This window comes from Allobosea sp. LjRoot237 (genome assembly GCF_964253285.1).
In the GTDB taxonomy this organism is placed as follows: domain Bacteria; phylum Pseudomonadota; class Alphaproteobacteria; order Rhizobiales; family Beijerinckiaceae; genus Allobosea.
This window is the reverse complement of sequence record NZ_CAXUQP020000001.1, coordinates 5,268,495-5,285,318: the sequence shown is the minus strand read 5'-3', so window position 1 is coordinate 5,285,318 and position 16,824 is coordinate 5,268,495. Positions and strand designations below refer to the sequence as shown.

The window sequence follows — 16,824 nt, the reverse complement described above, 5'->3', positions numbered from 1 at the left end:
CGTCAGTCGCTCCAGCTCATGCGGTTCAGGAACAGGCTCTCATTCGGGGTCGGTTGCCATTTCAGGCTCTTGGTGGCCCCATAGATGACGGCCGCCTGATAGAGCGGCACAAGCGGCGCTTCCGCCGCGATGATCTCCTGGACCTGCCTGTAGGCCGCCAGCCGCTTGTCCTTGTCCAGGGTCTGGCGGGCTTCCTCGAGCAGCGCATCGGCCTTCGGGTTGCGATAGGCCGACCAGCCGCTGCTCTTGTGGATCAGCGGGAAGAGCGTGCCGTCGGCATCCTGGCAGGCGCAGGACCAGCGCCCGAAGCTCAGCGTCGAGGTAGCCTCCGGGCCGGCTTGCGAGCGCTTGAGATAGCTCGCCATATCCGACATCGCGATCTTGACGCTGAAGCCGGCATCGCCGAGCTGCTGCTGGATCGCCTGGACGATGCGCTGGTCGAAGACCGGCGCGGTTGCAAGCTCGATCTCGGCCTTGGCCGCCGGACCCGCTTCCGCGACGAGCGCCTTGGCCTTGGGCAGGTCGTAGGTCGGACCTTTCAAGCCCTCGATCCAGCCGAAGCTGGCCGACGTGCCCAGTTGCGACACAGGCTTGTCGAAGCCGCCGAGCAGGCCGTCGACCAGCCCGTCCTTGTCAATCGCATAAGCGGCGGCCAGGCGCAGCTTGACGTTGTCGAAAGGTGGCTTGGTGGTATTGAGCCTGAGATAGGCGACGCGTTCGGTTAGGCCGATCAGGGCTTGCGCCCTGGCCGCAGATTTGAGCTGACCAGCCTGGTCGGCGTCGAGCGTCACGCCGAGATCGCTTGTCCCGGCCTGGAGATTGGCGAGCCGGGTCGCGCCATCGGGCACGGCGCGGAAGATCACGGTCGGGAACGGAGCCTTGGTGCCCCAATAAACATCGTTGCGTACCAGCGCCACTGCAACGCCGCGCTGCCAGCTCTCGAACTTATAGGGCCCGCTGCCGACCGGCTTCAGATTGAAGGCATCCTTGCCGACGGCCTCGACGATCGCCTTGGGCACGATCGAGAGCTTGACGAGTTGTGCCAGCAAGGCCGGATAGGCGCCGTCGGTGGTCAGCTTGACCTTGGTCGGCGAGAGCGCCGTCGCATTGGTGATCTTGTCGAACTGGCCGAGCTGCGGGCTGCCGAATTTTGGATCGGTGATACGCTTGACGCTGAAGACGACGTCGTCAGCCGTCAGTTTCGAGCCGTCATGGAAAATGATGTCGGGACGAAGCTCGAACTCAATCTCGGTGTCGGACAGGTATTTCCATGAGATCGCGACCTGCGGAACGATCTCGCCCTTGTCGTCGCGGGTGACGAGATTGTCGAAGATATTGCGGTAGACGTAGTAGCTGTCGGGGTTCCACTGGAGCTGCGGATCGAGCGAGGACGGCTCGTTGACGAGATCGACCACGAAGCGCTCCTTCGAGGCGTGCGCCGGCGAGGCAGCGCTGAGAGCAAGCACCGCAGCACATGCAGCCGCGAGAGGGCAGATCCGCCAGGCAATGGTCATGACTGCTGTTCCTTCGTCAGAGGGATCGGCTGATTGGCCGCGGTGGCTGCAGTACGGGAGGCGCTGCGCCGGCGTGCCGAGCGGGCCGGCGGACGCGACGGCTGCGCCGAAATCGCCAGGAAGCCATGGGCGAGTGCGTCGGCAAAGCGTTGGTTGTCCCGCGCGATCGCCCGCGTGGCCGCCTCCGCATCGCCGGCAATGAGCGCGGTGACGAGTTCGCCGAGATCCGCCGGCAGGATGGAGTGGCTGTTGAGATCGAGCATCCGCACGATGCGGTCGGCATGGTCCCAGATTTCGCCGAGCCAGTTGCGGGCGAAGACGCCTGCCCCAGTCGCGAGCAGATCGCGCAGCTGACGCTCGGCCGCGCGGGCGGTCGCAAGCGCTGCTGGCTCGGTCCGCCCAGATACAGACTGCACCATGCCGAGCAGTGTCACCGCGCCCGAGCTTACGGGCTCAGTCAGCACTTGCGTCGCCAATGAGGCCTCCAGCCGGCGACGCCCGTCCAGCACGGCTGCGATCAGCGCGCCGTCGATGGGCGCGATCCGCCAGCCCTGGCGTGCATGCCGGCTGACGAAGCGGGCTGCAGCAAGCTCGGTGAGTGCGACGCGGACGCTGGCTCGGCCAAGCCCGAAGCGCTCAGCGAGCGCCGCTTCATGGATAAACTCGCCTGGTGTAAGCTCGCAGGTGACGATCGCCTTGCGCAGCCGCCGCGTCGCGACATCAAGCTGGGCTTCGGCGATCGGGGCGGTCGTCGCGGGAGCGAAGGGAGAAGACGTGTCGAGCATGAGACGAAGCCTGGAACACCCTGTGAGATTTCACAAGAGCATTGTGAGGCTTCAAGCGCAGCCGACGAGCTTTAAAAGTCGGTCAGTCCGACCAGCGCATGCGATTGAGGAACAGAGCCATTCGGATGTCCAGGTCGTGGATGTCGACCTGCTCGGCCAGCGGCGCTTACGCCTGCAGCACAAGGTCAATGACGGAATTGTTCTGGAAAGCGCCAGCTGCGATGCGACGCTGCGGCATGCCCATGAGCTATGGGGCTATGAGGTCAGCCTGCAAGGCGTCGACACGCAGACGGGGGCCACAATCTTCGAACGGTCCAGCCGTCAGCTTACTGGATAGCTACAGCTTATGTGCCGCTTTCAGAAGTCATCATGCGCTTCAGAAAGCGGCGCGCGGCCCTCTTTGCGCCATGGGCGGACTCTCGCTCAGCGCCCAAAAGCTGACGTCCCCATCGACAGCGGCAAGTCCAAGCTCGACCCACCTCGGATGTCTGATAGGTTTGCATTTCGGTGGCTTGATTTGGCGACAAACCTTCAGGGGACGCCAAGACGATTGGATCTGATCAACCGACGAGACGTGCATACTCCTCATCCTCCACGTGGCGACGCAATATGCGGATTGCGGTCTCTTCGCTAGGAGCGCCCAACCTGTTCTTGAACGTCACTTCCGCTCCCTGAAATCGGCCCGATCATATCGGCTCATGTCGAGCCCGAAACACACGCTCGCGCGCGATGGAAGCTCAATCGAAATCGCAGTTGTTGATCGCGAGATGGTAATCGTCCACGCAATCCTACGGGATATCAGGCCCATGTCCGGTCTGCCGTGCCACCTCGATAGGCCATCGGCAGTTGGAAAAATGCGAAATCCACCGGCTCTTTCGCTTGGCTTGCGATCTGCACGATATGGGAAACCGCTGCGCAGGAGGTGCCAGGTGCTAATCTATCGGCGCCGCCGCCGGGATGTCGCCGAGCAACTCTCCCTGGCTGCGCGGTGATCTTCTTGCCGCATCGGCTGATCCTGCGGAACCTCGGTTGCGTGGGGCGCAGGCCTTACATACCGGCTTGGGGCTTCGTGCCGCCGCGGGCGGGGCCGTAGACTCCGGGCTGGCTGTCAGCGGACGAAGCCGATCTTTGGCAATTTCGACAGAGAGCACACATGTCCCTCGACCCTGCCCTGCGCGACAGGATTCTCGCTGCCGTCAATGAGGGCTTCGACGAACAGGTTCGCTACACGCAGGATCTCGTCCGCTTCGCCTCGACGCGCGGGCAGGAGCATACCGTCCAGGATTTCGTCTTCCGGGCGATGAAGGGCCGCGGCTTCACCATGGACCGCTTCGCGATGGACCGGGAGGCGATTGCGGCCCATCCGGGCGGCGCGCCCTTCTCCGACAGCCATTCCGAGGCTCCGGTCGTCGTCGGCATCCATCGTCCGCGCACGGAGCGGGGGCGCTCGCTCATCCTCCAGGCCCATGTCGACGTGGTTCCGGCCGGGCCGCGCGACCAATGGACCCACGCCCCGTTCGACCCGGTGATCGAAGGCGACTGGATGTATGGCCGTGGCAGCGCCGACATGAAGGCCGGGGCCGGAGCGAACCTGGCCTGCCTCGACGCGCTCAGGCGCATCGGCCTGCAGCCGGCCGCGACGGTCTATGTCGAATCGGTGGTCGAGGAGGAATCGACCGGCAACGGCGCGCTGATGACGCATCTGCGCGGCTACCGTGCCGATGCCGCCCTCATCCCCGAGCCGGAGCAGGAGATGCTCGCCCGCGCCAACATCGGTGTGCTCTGGTTCCAATTCGAGGTGCGCGGCGTGCCGGCCCATGTCCGCGAGATGGGGACGGGCGCGAACGCCATCGACGCTGCCTATCGTGTCGTCGCTGCGCTGCGGAAACTGGAGGAGGAATTCAACGCCGAGAAGGCGGGCCGCCCTGATTTCGAGGACGAGCCGCACCCGATCAACCTGAACATCGGCAAGATCGAGGGGGGCGACTGGGCCTCCTCCGTGCCGTGCTGGTGCCGCGTCGACTGCCGCGTCGGGTTCTATCCCGGCGTGACCGCCGAAGAGACGGCCCGGCGTATCGAGGAAGGCATCCGTGCGGTGTCCCGCACCGATGCCTTCCTCGCCAACAACCCGCCGAGGGTAACCTTCAACGGTTTCTGGGCGCAGGGTTACGTGCTCGAGCCGGGCAGCGAAGCAGAGGCCGTTCTCGGCCGGGCACACGAGGCCGCCATCGGCAAGCCGCTGAAATCCTTCATGACGGCGGCCTATCTCGACGCCCGCGTCCATGCGCTCTACGACCGGATCCCGGCGCTCTGCTATGGCCCTTCGGGGGAAGGCATCCATGCCTTCGACGAGCGGGTGAGCCTCGCCTCGGTCAAGCGCATCACCGGTGCCATGGCGCTGTTCGTGGCGGAATGGTGCGGCGTCGAGACCCTGAAAGACTGAACGGCTCTCAGGTCGCCGTCACATGCACGGGCGGCCGCCTGCCATCGTTCCAGCGGCCTCCCAGCGCGCGCTCGATCTGCGCCGCGAGCTGCAGCAGCAGGCCGTCGCCGGCCTGCCGCGCCTGCGCCTGGATGCCGAAGGGCAGGCCGTTCTCCTGCCGGCCCATCGGCATCGAGAGCCCCGGTATGCCGCAGAGATTCGACAGAGGCGTATAAGCGAAGAACTTCCAGAGATTGCCGAACCAGTCGAGCACATCGGGATTGTCGCTGATGGTGAGGTATTCGGCGGCGCCGATCTTTGGCGTCGGCAGCGCTGTGATCGGGGTCAGGATGATATCCCATTCCTCGAAGAAGGCGCCGAAGGCCCGCGCCGTGCTGTTGAACACAGCCTGCATCCGGTAGCGCTCGGCATAGGACATGTCCTTGCCCGCCTCCCAGATGCGGATGTTCATCGGCTCGATCAGCCCCTCCGGGGGGCGTTGCAGGCCGCGCATCTCCAGGAAGCCGGCAATGACCTGTGCGAAATTACTGATGTAGCAGATGGTCTGCGCCGCGAATGCGGCGCGCAGATCGGCCTGCGGCAGCGCCCAGTCGACATGGTGGCCGAGCCCTTCGAGGAAGCGCCCGGCCCTTTCCAGCTCGGCGACGATCGCTGGTGTGGCTCGGTAGTCGCCCCATTCATGCGAGAGGGCGATGCGCAGGCGGCCCGGATCGCGCTTGATGAGCTGCGTATAGGGCTCGGGCGTGGCCCAGTAGGGCATGAACTCGCCCGGTGCGCCGCCGCGGCACGCGTCGACGAAGGCGGCGGTGTCGCGCACCGAGCGGCTCTGGCAGCCCTGTGTCGAGACAAAGCCGGAGATGTCGGAAAGGTTGGGCGCGATCGAGAACACGCCGCGCGAGGCCTTCAGCCCGATATTCCCGTTGAAGCCGGCAGGAATGCGGATCGAGCCTCCGCCGTCGGTCGCATGCGAAAGCGGCACGGCGCCGGCCGCCACCATCGCCGCCGTCCCGGCCGAGGAGCCGCAGGTGGTGTAGTCCGTGTCCCAGGGATTGCGGGTGACGTAGACCGCGGGGTTCTCGGCCGAGCTGCACACGCCGAACTCGGGCGTGGTGGTCCGGCCCATCAGGTTGAGGCCCGCCTTGCGCATGCGCCCAGTGAGCCAGGCATCGGCCGCCGGACGGTTGCCGCGCATGAAGAGCGAGCCCTGTTCCTGCAGCCTGCCCTTCAGCGTGGGACCCAGATCCTTCATCAGGAAGGGCACCCCGGCGAAGGGGCCGGCAGGGTCGAGCCCATCGCTCAGCGGATCGGCGACCACATCCTCGAAGACCTCCACCACGGCGCTGAGCGAGGGATTCATCTTCGCGATGCCCGCGGCCGCCTGCCGCGCCAGCTCGGCCGGCGTCAGCTCACCGCTGCGCACCCGCTCGGCGAGGCCGACCGCGTCATGGGAGGTCCATTCCTCCCAGCTCATCGCCAGGGTCATGACGTCGTCTCCAGATCGTCGTCGAATGTCCGGTTCAGGCCTCGCCGGTGGCGAAGTCGCGGCCGGGAGCGGCCTCGATCAGGCTACGCGTATAGGGGTGGGCGGGGGCAGCGAAGACATCGACCGTGCGGCCCTGCTCGACCACCAGGCCCTTCTCCATCACCACCAGTCGGTCGCAGATCTGCGCGGCGACCCGCAGGTCGTGGGTGATGAACAGGATGGCGAGGTCGAAGCGCTTCTGCACGTCGTCGAGCAAGGCGAGCACCTGCTTCTGCACCGAGACGTCGAGCGCCGAGACGGCCTCGTCCGCGATCAGAATCTCCGGCTCCATGGCGAGCGCACGGGCAATCGCGATGCGTTGGCGCTGGCCGCCGGAGAACTGGTGCGGATAGCGCGAGAGTGCGGAGGGTTGCAGGCCGACGAGTTCCATCAGCTCGCGGGCGCGTGCCAGCGCCTTCGCCCGCGGCTGCCCGAAATTCACGGGGCCTTCGATGATCGACTCGCTCACGGTGCGACGCGGGTTGAGCGAGCGGAACGGGTCCTGGAAGACAACCTGGATCTTGCGCCGATAGGGTCGCAGGCGGCCTTCCGACAGCCTGGCGATGTCGATGTCGGGGACTAGGATCTGCCCCTCGCTCGGTGGCATCAGCCGGGCGACACAGCGCGCGACCGTGGTCTTGCCGGAGCCGGATTCGCCGACGATGCCGACTGTCTCGCCGCGCCGGACGCGGATCGCGACATCCTTCGCCGCATGCACGACGCGCTCCTTCCGGAACAGCGCCTTGGAACTGTAGGTCTTGCCGAGGCCTGCGGTCTCCAGCGCCAGCGGGCCGAGCACCGGCTTGCGGTCGGCCGGCTTCAGGCTCGGCACGGCGCCGATCAGCATCTGCGTATAGGGATGCTGCGGCCGGGTCAGGATGTCCACGGCGGGCCCCTGCTCGACGACCCGCCCCTTCTCCATCACCACGACTCGATCGGCGATCTCGGCGACGACGCCGAAATCATGCGTGATGAACAGCACACCGGTGCCGCGCCGCCCCTGCATGTCCTTGATCAGGCGCAGGATCTGCGCCTGCGTCGTCACGTCGAGCGCCGTCGTCGGCTCGTCGGCGATCAGCAACGCCGGATCGAGGATCAGTGCGGCCGCGATCATCACGCGCTGGCGCTGGCCGCCGGAGATCTGGTGCGGATAGGAGGCATGCATCCGCTCCGGCTCAGGCAGGCGCATCGATTCCAGCATGGCCAGAACCTGGGCGCGGCGCTCGGCCGGGCCGAGATCGGTGTGGATGCGCAGCACCTCCTCGATCTGGTCGCCGATCGTCAGCACCGGGTTCAGCGCCGTCATCGGCTCCTGGAAAATCATCGCCATGCGGTCGCCGCGCAGCGCCCGCAATCGCTGTGGCGACGCGCTGAGAAGGTCCTCGCCCTCCAGCCTGATCGCGCCAGCGACGGGCTTGAGCACCTTCGCCAGCAATCCCATGGCCGAAAACGCGGTGACCGACTTGCCCGACCCGGACTCGCCGACGACGCAGACGATCTCGCCGGCGGCCACGCTGAGCGAGACGTCGTCAACGGCGCGCGCCCGGTCGCCGCCACCCGGCAGCGCAATGCTCAAGCCTGCGATCTCGAGGACAGGCGTCTGCGCGTTGCTCATCGGCCAGCCATCTTCGGATCAAGCGTATCGCGCAGGCCATCGCCCAGCATGTTCACCGCCAGCACGGTCAGGCCGAGGAAGATGCCGGGATAGAGGATGTTGTGCGGGAAGACGCGGAACAGGTTGCGCCCCTCGGCCATGATGTTGCCCCAGGTCGGGATTTCCGGCGGGATGCCAATGCCGAGGAAGGACAGGATCGCCTCGACCAGGATCGCCGAGGCCGCGATGAAGGTGCCCTGCACGATCAGCGGTGCGATCGTGTTGGGCAGGATGTGGCGGACCATCAGCTTCGGCAGGCGGGTACCCGCCATGATGGCAGCCTCGACATAGGGCTCCTCGCGCACCGACAATACGATCGAGCGCACCACCCGCACGACGCGCGGGATTTCCGGCACGATGATCGCGATGATCACGGCCGTCAGCCCGCTGCGGAACAGAGAGACGACCGCGATCGCGAGCAGGATGCCCGGTATCGCCATCAGCCCGTCCATGATGCGCATGATAATGCCGTCGAGCGGCCGGACATAGCCGGCGATCAGCCCGATCACGAGCCCGACCGCGATCGAGACCGACGCGACCGAAAGCGCGATCACGAGCGAGACGCGCGCGCCATAGACCACCCGGCTATAGACGTCGCGGCCGAGCGAATCCGTGCCCATGTGGTGCTTGAAGGTCGTGGTCGAGCCGTCATCGGCGCGGATCGTGCGCTCGAAGCCCGGCACGCGGTTGCGCGTGCTCGGATTGATCGCGGTCGGGTCGATCGTGCCGAGCCAGGGCGCGAACAGGCCGAGCAGCGTCATCAGCATCAGCACGGTACCGCCGATCGCGACGACCGGATTGCGGACGAGCCGCGTCAGCACGGTCCGCGCCGGCGCGATGGGCTCTGCCGCGACCGGCGCGAGAATGCTGGGTTCGGCGTTCAATAGCGGATCCTCGGGTCGAACAGGCTGTAGGCGAGATCGATCAAAAGGTTGATGCCGACATAGACGCCCGAGAACAGCAGGATGACGGCCTGGATCGTCGGATAATCGCGCGCCAGCACGGCATCCACGGTCAGGCGCCCGAGACCGGGGATCGAGTAGACGCTCTCGGTCACCACGACGCCGCCGATCAGCAGCGCGATGCCGATGCCGACCACGGTGACGATCGGCACGGCCGCATTCTTGAGCGCGTGGCGGAACAGGATCTTGCGCTCGACCTGCCCCTTGGCGCGGGCGGTGCGGATATAGTCTTCGTTCAGCACCTCGAGCACGCTGGCGCGGGTCATCCGCGCGATCAGCGCGATGTAGATCACCGACAGCGTCACCGCCGGCAGCACGAGCCTCTGCACGAAGCCGCCGAACCCGCCCGAAAGCGGCTGGTAGCCCTGCACCGGGAACCAGCCCAGCGTGATCGCAAAGACGTAGATCAGGGCATAGCCGATGACGAAGACCGGCACCGAGAACCCCAGCACCGAGAACCCCATGACGAGGCGATCGATCCAGGAGCCGTGCTTGTAGGCCGCGAGCACGCCGAGCGGGATCGCCACGCAAATCGCGATCAGCATCGTCGCGAAGGCAAGCGACAGCGTCGGCTCGATGCGGCCGACGATGAGCTCGCCGATCGGCTTCTTGAAGAAGAAGCTCTCGCCGAGATTGCCCTGGGCGAGATTGCCAGCCCAGATCAAGAACTGCGTCAGGATCGGCTTGTCGAGCCCGAGCCGGTTGCGGATCAGCGCGATCTGCTCGGTCGTGGCATTGTCGCCAGCGATCACGGCCGCCGGGTCGCCCGGCGTCAGCCGCAGCATCAGGAAGACGAGGACGGCGACGATCACGAGGACCGGGATCGTCGCCAGCAGGCGCCGCAGGATATAGCCGAGCATCAGCGCCGGTTCCGCAAGATCAGCGTCACGACCTCACTTCTTCTCGATGTTCCAGAAGACCGGCGCTGGCGCCGTCAGGATGCCGGTGATGTTCTTCCGGGCCGCGATCGGCACGTTGTACTGGCCGAGATGGACATGGGTCACCACCTCGCGCCAGCGGACCTGCACGGCTTCCGCGATCGCCTTCTGCTTCGCCGGATCGGGCTCGCGGGCGAAGTCGTCGCGCAGCTTCTCCATCTGCTCGTCGCAGGGCCAGCCGAAGGCGGCCTTGTCGCAGCTCGCATTGAAGAAGCCGGCCATGACGGGGTTCAGGATGTCGGCCGAGACCCAGGAGGTCTGCATCAGGTTCCAGCCGCCCTTGTCGACCGGATCCTTGCGGACGCGACGCGACACCACCGTCTGCCAGTCCGAGGACTGCATATCGACCTTGAAGCCGCCCTTCTCGAGCAACTGCTTGGCGACGGGTCCCAGATTGGTGAGAGACTGCAGGTCAGTCGAATGCAGCAGCACGATCGGCTTGCCGTCATAGCCGGCCTCCTTCAGCAGCTCCTGCGACTTCTTGAAGTTCGACTCGAGCAATCCCTCCATGCCCTTCTCGGAGGCGAGCGGCGTCTTGCAGACGAACATCGCCTTGCAGGCGTCGTAGTAGTCGGGATTGCCGACCGTCGCTTCGAGGAAGTCCTTCTGGTTCAGCGCATAGGTCACGGCCTGGCGCACCTTCGGATTGTCGAAGGGCGGCTGGGTGTGGTTGAAGCGCATCGTGTATTGCAGGCCGAGCGGGTTGTAGTTCCACAGCTTGATGTTTTTATCGCCCTGCAGCAGCGGGATCAGGTCGAAAGCCGGCTGCTCGACCATGTCGATCTCGCCGGCTAGCAAGGCGTTCACCGCCTGTTGCTGGTCAGCGACCGCGAGCCACTCGATGCGGTCGAGCTTCGCGACCTTGCCGCCCGCGAGGCCCGAGGCCGGCTCGGAGCGCGGCTTGTAGTCCTTGAACTTGGTGTAGACGATCTTGTCGCCCGGCTTCCATTCATCCTGCTTGAGGACGAAGGGACCGGAACCGATGAATTCCGAGATCTGCGTGTTCGGATCGGTCTTCGCCACGCGCTCCGGCATCATGAAGGGCACGTTGGACGAGGGCTTGCCGAGGCCGAAGATCAACAGGCCGGTCGGCGATTTGAGCTTGACCGTGAAGCTCTTGGCGTCGTCGGCCGTGATCGTGTCGACGAAGGTCATCAGCTTCTGGCCGACCGGGTCCTTGGCCGACCAGCGCTTGATCGAGGCGATGCAGTCCTCTGCGGTGACGGGCTTGCCGTCGTGCCAGAGCAGGCCGTCGCGCAGCGTGAACTTGTAGGTCAGCTTGTCCGGCGACTCCGTGAAGTTGTCGACCATCTGCGGCTTGATTTCACCCTTCTCGTCCATCGAGAACAGGGTGTCGTAAATCATGTAGCCGTGGTTGCGGACGATATAGGCCGTGGTCCAGATCGGATCGACGATCTTCACGTCCGAATGCATGACGACCTTCATGGTCGTTTCGGCCTGCGCCATGCTGCTGCCGGCCAGCAGGGCTGCCGCAGCGCTAACGATCTTCCAACGCGACACCATAAGGCTGATCTCCCCTCTGGCCGTTTGCCCGGCCGGTTTTGCTGATCGTGATGTGCAGGTCGCAAGTGCAGATTTTCGTGCCCTTTTTTGTTCCGCCTTGCCGTTCCGCCCCCCATGCAGGCGCCATGCCACGATGCGAAAAGGCTCCCGCGTCGGAGCGCCCCTGTCAATCGTTCAGGGTACGAGCCGCGCCAGCAGTCCCGCCATCAGCCTGATCCGTCGTGGCAGGCTCTCGATCTCGATATGCTCTTCCAGCGTGTGATAACCGGCACCCAGCAGGCCGAGCCCGTCGAGGGAGGGGATGCCGGCCGCGCCGGTGAAATTGGCGTCGGAGCCGCCGCCGGCAGAGGCGTGCCCGAGCTCCCAGCCCAGTTCGCCGGAGATCTCGCGGGCGAGGTCATAGAGCGCCATGGTCCCTGCATCTGGCTCCCAGACCGGGCGGGTGACGCCGCGCGTCACGGTGAAGCCGGTGCCATCCTCCTCGCGGCGGGTGAGAGCGAGCATGCGCTCGACGCCACGGTCGAGATCGGCCTGCCGTTTTGCCATGCTCAGGGCTTCAGCCTTGCAGAGGGTTGGCACGCAGTTGACCCAGCGCCCGCCCTCGATGACGCCGACGGAGAAGGTGCAGTCCTCGCCGGTCATCTCCTCGATGGCGATGAGTTGGCGCGCCGTCATGTTGATCGCCGAGCGCCCGTCCTTGAGGCGGGAGCCGGCATGGCTCGGCCGGCCCTCGGCCCGCAGGTTGAAGCGGGCGATGGCGTAACGGCCGGTGACGACGCCGTCGCCCGGCTGGCCCGGCTCCGGCACCAGCACGAAGCGGTCGCGGCGGGCCTGCTCCATGATGATGTCGCGCGTGCCCGGGCTGCCGATCTCCTCGTCGCTGGTATAGAGCACGCTGACCGGCAGCGGCGTCTCGACACCGGCCTTCGCCAGCGCGACGATGGCCTGCAGCCCGGCATAGGCGCCGCCCTTCATGTCGAGGATGCCGGGGCCGTAGCAGCGCGAGCCTTCACGCCGGAAGGGCAACTTCTCGAGCGTCCCGACCGGATGCACGGTATCGAGATGCGACATCACCAGGATGCCGGGCTCCCCGCGCCGCGGATGCGGGAAGTCGCCGCGCACGCAGTCGCCGAGGCCGGGCGGGCCGTGGATGCGGGTGATCGTCGCGCCCGCCGCCGTCGTCTCGGCAGCGGCGAGGTCCATCATGCGGTTGACGGCGGCGGGGTCGAAGGTCGGGCTCTCGCACTCGATCCAGGGCTTGAGCCCTGCGAGCAGGGCCTCGCTGTCGAGCGGCAATCTCCTTACATCCATCACTCACCCATCCCTTGTTCGCCTCGAAACCATGAACGCCGGTCATCCAGAGCGGCCGCAGGGAAACCCGGGATCACGCCTGAAGCCTCATCGAAAAGCTCAGGCATCGCTCGTCCCGACCGGCAGGATGCCGTCGTCGAGCACAGAGGCGCGGGATTGTGCGCCGGTCCGTCGCCGGCGTGCCCGCTACAGGCAAAGGCGCCGGGCACCACGCGCAGCATGTTGGCGAAATTCTCGCTGCTCATCCCCCCATCGACTCGGTCAGCACGTTGGCGCCGCCGACACCGATCGTGCCGATGCCGGATGGACCTCGATGCCCATCTCCCTGACCGCGTCGGCGACGATGCCGGCGATGCGGATCTGGTCGAAGCCGATCTCGGGATGGATTGAGGTGGATCGCCGTGGGGTTTCCTTGAAGGCGTCGATCCGCGGCAGGACGGCATGGGGGATCCAGGAGATGAGAGGCTGATGCGAGGGAGGGCCTACTCAGGTGAACGGCCTGCCGCGCGGTGATGTGCGCAGGCCCTGGCGCAGCCGGCGCCATGGCAGGGCCGCCGGATCGACCGGCATCGGGCCGGGTGCCGCGCAGACGAGGATCGCCTCGGCGATCGGCTCGAAATCGGCGCGGAAATGCACCGAGCTCTTGTTGACGAGAATCGCCTGCTCCTCCGGTTCGATGCCGACCTGCCGGTACATCGCCCGGTCGGCCATCTGCGCTTTGCGCGAGCCGACGACCATGCGCACCCCGCCGATGCGCAGGCAGGCGCTCGGCCCGAGATCCATGCGCGAGCCGCCATAGAAGGGGCCCGGCGCGACGAAGCGGCCGTCGGAAAGCTTCTCCACGGTGAAGCTCGCCACGAGCGGGGCGTCGCCGGGAATGTGGGACTTCGCGCCAAGTGCGAGCGTGACGATCGCGCCTTCGCCCGCCCCATGGGCAGCGGCGGCCGCCTCGGGGTCGACGATCACGCCAATTGCGGCGCGCTCGGCGTCGTTGCGCACGAGGGCCGCTGCCATGCCCATCGTGTCGGAATCGCCCCCGGCGCCGGGATTGTCCTGAGTATCGGAGATAACGATCGGCTTCGTCGCGTTCGCTGCGAGCCGCATCGCCTCGCGCACCCCGGCATCGGGTTCGAAGACCTTGCCCTTGAAGGCGGCCTCGCTCGCCATCACTCGCCGGGCGACCGCATCGGCCGCCGAGTCGGCCTCGGCCTGCGTCGTGCCATAGGCGACGACAGTCGGCCCGCAATCTGGAAAGTCGGCTGCCGGGAAGCCGGGCAGGAAGGAGAGGCTCGGCACCGTCTCGCCCTCCAGCGCGGCGAGTTCGGCGTAGATAGTGCGGCAAGGTTCCATCGCCGTTGCCTGCCAGGCGATGGGGATGAGATAGGGAATTTGCCGGAAAGCCTTGGCCGGGCGCCTCTTGGTGCCGAGCAGGCCGGCGAGGGCCTGCGCGGCGTGGGCGCCTGTCAGGGCCATGTCGACATGCGGATAGGTGCGGTAGGCGACGAGCATGTCGGCAGCCTCGACCATCAGCCGCGTGACGTTGCCGTGCAGGTCGAGACTCGCGACCAGCGGCACGTCCGGTCCGATCACGGCCCGTACCCGGCGCAGGATCTCACCTTCGCCGTCGTCGAAATTCTCGCTCACCATCGCGCCGTGCAGGTCAAGATAGACGCCGTCGACTGGAAGCGTTGCGCGAATCCGCTCCACCAGCTCGCCTGCGATCGTCTCGAAGGCCTCAACCGTGACATGGGCCGAGGGGCTGGCGGCACACCATAGCGTCGGCACGGCTTCCCAGCCCTTCTCGCGGGCCACGTCGAGAAAGCCGGAGGCGCCGACATTGACGTTGGTCACGGCCGCGAAGATCGCCTCGCCTCGTGCCAGCGGCGGCCAGCCTCCGCCTTGCTGGAAGGCGGCCATCCCCGCCTTGCTCGGTGCGAAGGTGTTGGTTTCATGCAGGAAACCGCCGAAAGCGATGCGGCTGGACATCGAAGGGCTCCGATCGAGAAGCGCCGAGGTAAACACGCCGCATCGTGCTGACCAAGTGCGAAATTTCACCGCGACTGCCCGGATATTGAACTTGCAATTGCTGAATTCGCACAAGCCCCTTCTGCCCCAAATCGACTGCAACGATGGCTTCCATCCACGCGACTGATCTGAGCCCTTAAAACTGGATCGCTTTGGGTTAGAGTTTTTCGTGTCGTTTTCCTCAGGTCGGAGGAGAAAAAGGTCTCAGGTCAAACCGAAAGCCCGAATATCCCCCGAGTTGGCCCGCCTTAAAGCGGACATCGTGAACGTCGGCTAGGGGCCAGGAGCAGATCTTTGCGCCCACGATCTCGGTGGTTTCAGGCCCCCGCAACCAACTTTACCGAACGCCGCTCTTCGGCAGCGAAAACCGCCCCCCAAGGGCGTTTTTTTGTTGCCGTATACGGGGTGCTGCAGAGCTGGCGAGCCACTTTCAGAATTGGCTTTGCTGGTTGACTGCGGATTGGCCCTTTCCCGGGGTGCAGACTGGCTACCAGTCTCGATCGTATGGGCCTTTGCCCGGGCCGAAACCCGGGCGGCCAGGCTTCAAACGAGCAACGGGGGACGGCATGCGACTATTCAGATCATTGCTTTTTGCCTTGACCGTCATGGGGCTGTCGTCTTTGCAAGCGGGCGCCGAGACGACAGTGCGCGCCGTTATGTTGGGTGATCTCAAGATAACAGACCCAATCTGGACAACGAATTACATCACGCGCAACCATGCCTACATGATCTATGACACCCTGTTCGCGTTGGACGAGCAGGGGGAAATCAAGCCACAGATGGTCGATCGCTTCACGGCGAGTGACGATAAGTTGACTTATAAATTTGTCCTTCGAGGTGGGCTGCTCTGGCATGATGGGCGGCCGGTCGAAGCGGCAGATTGCATCGCCTCGATCAAGCGCTGGGCCGCGAAGGATCCTGTCGGCCAGAAGCTCATGTCGTTTATCGAGAGCATTATAGAGGACGATGCAGCGTCCTTCACTATCAAGCTTAAAGAGCCGACGGGCATGCTTCTGACGGCATTGGCCAAGACTTCGCCGAATGTCGTCTTCATGATGCCAAAGCGTATAGCCGAAACTGATCCCAATGTGCAGATTTCCGATCTCACCGGCTCAGGTCCATTCGTCTTCAAGCGGGACGAGTGGAAGCCAGGCGACAAGGTCGTCTATGTGAAGTTCGACAAGTACAAGCCTCGCCAGGAGCCGCCGTCAGGGCTCGCTGGCGGAAAGGTGGTGAAGGTGGATCGCGTCGAAGTGCTCGCGATCACAGATCATCAGCAAGCGATCAATGCTTTGCTCGCGGGCGAAATCGACTACATGCTGACTCCGCCTCATGATCTCATGCCGCTCCTGAAAGCTGACAAAAGCGTCAAGCTTTTCGACTGGAATCCGCTGGGCAACCAATCTGTATTCCGCGTCAACTGGCAAAATAAGCCATTCGACAACGAGAAAGTCAGGCGCGCCCTCTGGTATGCCTTCAACCAGAAGGACCTGCTCGACGCAGTCATTGGCAATCGCGAGTTCTATAAGGAATGCAAAGCGCTGTTTCCTTGCGACAGCCCTCTCACATCCAACGTTGGGATGGATGGACTTCTCGAGTCGAACTTTACGAAGGCACGGGAACTCCTGAAGGACGCCGGCTACGACGGTACTCCTATCGTTCTTCTTCAAGTCACGGACATCGCGGTTCTGTCCAACCTCTCCCCGGTCGCCAAGTCCTTGCTAGAGAAAGCCGGCTTCAAGGTTGATGTGCAGGCGATGGACGCGCAGACAATGATTGCCCGACGCACAAGAAAGGACGGCTGGCACGGATTCTTTACCTACTGGTCTGCGCCCGACATTCAGGAACCGATTTCGCAGATCTTCCTCGCGGCGACTTGCGAAAAGGCGCTTTACGGGTGGCCCTGCGACGCTCGGATGGAGGGGCTTCGCGATGAGTTCTTTCGCACGACTGATAAAGCCAAGATGCGTGATCTCGGAGAGGCAATACAAAAACGCAACACCGAAATCACAGCCTACCTAAATGTCGGCCAGTGGTACCAGCCAGCCGCGGTGCGGGCCAGCCTGAAAGGCCTGGTCCGAGCAGGAGCGCCCGTATTCTGGAATATCGAGAAAACGCGCTGAAGGGTGGGACAATGTTGCTCTTC

The 16,824-nt window shown here is 64.9% G+C and carries 12 protein-coding genes and 1 pseudogene; 4 read left to right on the top strand and 9 right to left on the bottom strand.

Features of this window, described 5'->3' with window-relative positions:
• Window positions 1-2: 2 nt before the first annotated feature.
• Together ACSQ24_RS25660 and ACSQ24_RS25655 are read right to left on the bottom strand one after the other, a co-directional pair.
• Window positions 3-1,514 carry an ABC transporter substrate-binding protein gene (locus ACSQ24_RS25660; protein ID WP_436097423.1) on the bottom strand — a complete coding sequence of 504 codons (1,512 nt, stop codon included), beginning with the start codon at window positions 1,512-1,514 and terminating at the stop codon, window positions 3-5.
• Window positions 1,511-2,299, bottom strand: coding sequence for a GntR family transcriptional regulator (locus tag ACSQ24_RS25655; protein WP_436097422.1), 789 nt, complete (start codon window positions 2,297-2,299; stop codon window positions 1,511-1,513). The genes ACSQ24_RS25660 and ACSQ24_RS25655 overlap by 4 nt, the downstream gene beginning before the upstream one ends.
• A gap of 124 nt (window positions 2,300-2,423) precedes the next feature.
• Between ACSQ24_RS25655 and ACSQ24_RS25650 the strand changes: the two are divergent.
• Both ACSQ24_RS25650 and ACSQ24_RS25645 read left to right on the top strand, forming a co-directional pair.
• Window positions 2,424-2,636 (top strand): annotated as a pseudogene (locus ACSQ24_RS25650) (SpoVR family protein); the annotation flags it as partial.
• Window positions 2,637-3,452: 816 nt separating this feature from the next.
• Window positions 3,453-4,742 carry an ArgE/DapE family deacylase gene (locus tag ACSQ24_RS25645; protein WP_436097421.1) on the top strand — a complete coding sequence of 430 codons (1,290 nt, stop codon included), beginning with the start codon at window positions 3,453-3,455 and terminating at the stop codon, window positions 4,740-4,742.
• 7 nt (window positions 4,743-4,749) lie between these two features.
• Here ACSQ24_RS25645 and ACSQ24_RS25640 read toward each other — a convergent pair whose 3' ends face one another.
• The 6 genes from ACSQ24_RS25640 to ACSQ24_RS25615 all read right to left on the bottom strand — a co-directional run bounded on the left by ACSQ24_RS25640 (window position 4,750) and on the right by ACSQ24_RS25615 (window position 12,653).
• On the bottom strand, window positions 4,750-6,225 hold the full coding sequence (locus ACSQ24_RS25640) for an amidase (RefSeq protein WP_436097420.1): 1,476 nt from the start codon (window positions 6,223-6,225) through the stop codon (window positions 4,750-4,752).
• 34 nt (window positions 6,226-6,259) lie between these two features.
• Entirely contained in the window at window positions 6,260-7,879 is a 1,620-nt protein-coding gene (locus tag ACSQ24_RS25635) for an ABC transporter ATP-binding protein (RefSeq protein ID WP_436097419.1), read from the bottom strand.
• Window positions 7,876-8,802, bottom strand: coding sequence for an ABC transporter permease (locus ACSQ24_RS25630; RefSeq protein WP_436097418.1), 927 nt, complete (start codon window positions 8,800-8,802; stop codon window positions 7,876-7,878). Before ACSQ24_RS25630 ends, ACSQ24_RS25635 begins: the two co-directional genes overlap by 4 nt.
• A complete protein-coding gene (locus ACSQ24_RS25625; RefSeq protein ID WP_436097417.1) occupies window positions 8,799-9,740 on the bottom strand; it encodes an ABC transporter permease in 942 nt (313 codons plus the stop codon). Before ACSQ24_RS25625 ends, ACSQ24_RS25630 begins: the two co-directional genes overlap by 4 nt.
• A gap of 33 nt (window positions 9,741-9,773) precedes the next feature.
• Window positions 9,774-11,342, bottom strand: coding sequence for an ABC transporter substrate-binding protein (locus ACSQ24_RS25620; protein WP_436097416.1), 1,569 nt, complete (start codon window positions 11,340-11,342; stop codon window positions 9,774-9,776).
• A gap of 174 nt (window positions 11,343-11,516) precedes the next feature.
• Window positions 11,517-12,653, bottom strand: a complete 1,137-nt coding sequence (locus tag ACSQ24_RS25615) for a M20/M25/M40 family metallo-hydrolase (protein WP_436097415.1) — start codon at window positions 12,651-12,653, stop codon at window positions 11,517-11,519.
• Window positions 12,654-12,966: 313 nt separating this feature from the next.
• Here ACSQ24_RS25615 and ACSQ24_RS25610 point away from each other — a divergent pair, with 313 nt between their 5' ends.
• The gene (locus tag ACSQ24_RS25610; RefSeq protein ID WP_436097414.1) at window positions 12,967-13,122 is read left to right on the top strand and encodes a hypothetical protein; all 156 of its coding nucleotides are present in this window, start codon (window positions 12,967-12,969) and stop codon (window positions 13,120-13,122) included.
• A gap of 17 nt (window positions 13,123-13,139) precedes the next feature.
• On the opposite strand, the gene ACSQ24_RS25605 is transcribed toward ACSQ24_RS25610, so the two are convergent.
• The gene (locus tag ACSQ24_RS25605; RefSeq protein WP_436097413.1) at window positions 13,140-14,639 is read right to left on the bottom strand and encodes a M81 family metallopeptidase; all 1,500 of its coding nucleotides are present in this window, start codon (window positions 14,637-14,639) and stop codon (window positions 13,140-13,142) included.
• A 605-nt stretch (window positions 14,640-15,244) separates the two neighbouring features.
• Here ACSQ24_RS25605 and ACSQ24_RS25600 point away from each other — a divergent pair.
• Window positions 15,245-16,801 carry an ABC transporter substrate-binding protein gene (locus ACSQ24_RS25600; RefSeq protein WP_436097412.1) on the top strand — a complete coding sequence of 519 codons (1,557 nt, stop codon included), beginning with the start codon at window positions 15,245-15,247 and terminating at the stop codon, window positions 16,799-16,801.
• Window positions 16,802-16,824: the final 23 nt, after the last annotated feature.

Bases quoted from the DNA above. Each gene is read 5' to 3' on its own strand.
- ACSQ24_RS25600 (WP_436097412.1), top strand. From the start codon at position 15,245: ATGCGACTATTCAGATCATTGCTTTTTGCCTTGACCGTCATGGGGCTG.
- ACSQ24_RS25655 (WP_436097422.1), bottom strand. From the start codon at position 2,299: ATGCTCGACACGTCTTCTCCCTTCGCTCCCGCGACGACCGCCCCGATC.
- ACSQ24_RS25640 (WP_436097420.1), bottom strand. From the start codon at position 6,225: ATGACCCTGGCGATGAGCTGGGAGGAATGGACCTCCCATGACGCGGTC.
- ACSQ24_RS25660 (WP_436097423.1), bottom strand. From the start codon at position 1,514: ATGACCATTGCCTGGCGGATCTGCCCTCTCGCGGCTGCATGTGCTGCG.
- ACSQ24_RS25645 (WP_436097421.1), top strand. From the start codon at position 3,453: ATGTCCCTCGACCCTGCCCTGCGCGACAGGATTCTCGCTGCCGTCAAT.
- ACSQ24_RS25610 (WP_436097414.1), top strand. From the start codon at position 12,967: ATGCCCATCTCCCTGACCGCGTCGGCGACGATGCCGGCGATGCGGATC.
- ACSQ24_RS25625 (WP_436097417.1), bottom strand. From the start codon at position 9,740: ATGCTCGGCTATATCCTGCGGCGCCTGCTGGCGACGATCCCGGTCCTC.
- ACSQ24_RS25620 (WP_436097416.1), bottom strand. From the start codon at position 11,342: ATGGTGTCGCGTTGGAAGATCGTTAGCGCTGCGGCAGCCCTGCTGGCC.
- ACSQ24_RS25605 (WP_436097413.1), bottom strand. From the start codon at position 14,639: ATGTCCAGCCGCATCGCTTTCGGCGGTTTCCTGCATGAAACCAACACC.
- ACSQ24_RS25635 (WP_436097419.1), bottom strand. From the start codon at position 7,879: ATGAGCAACGCGCAGACGCCTGTCCTCGAGATCGCAGGCTTGAGCATT.
- ACSQ24_RS25615 (WP_436097415.1), bottom strand. From the start codon at position 12,653: ATGGATGTAAGGAGATTGCCGCTCGACAGCGAGGCCCTGCTCGCAGGG.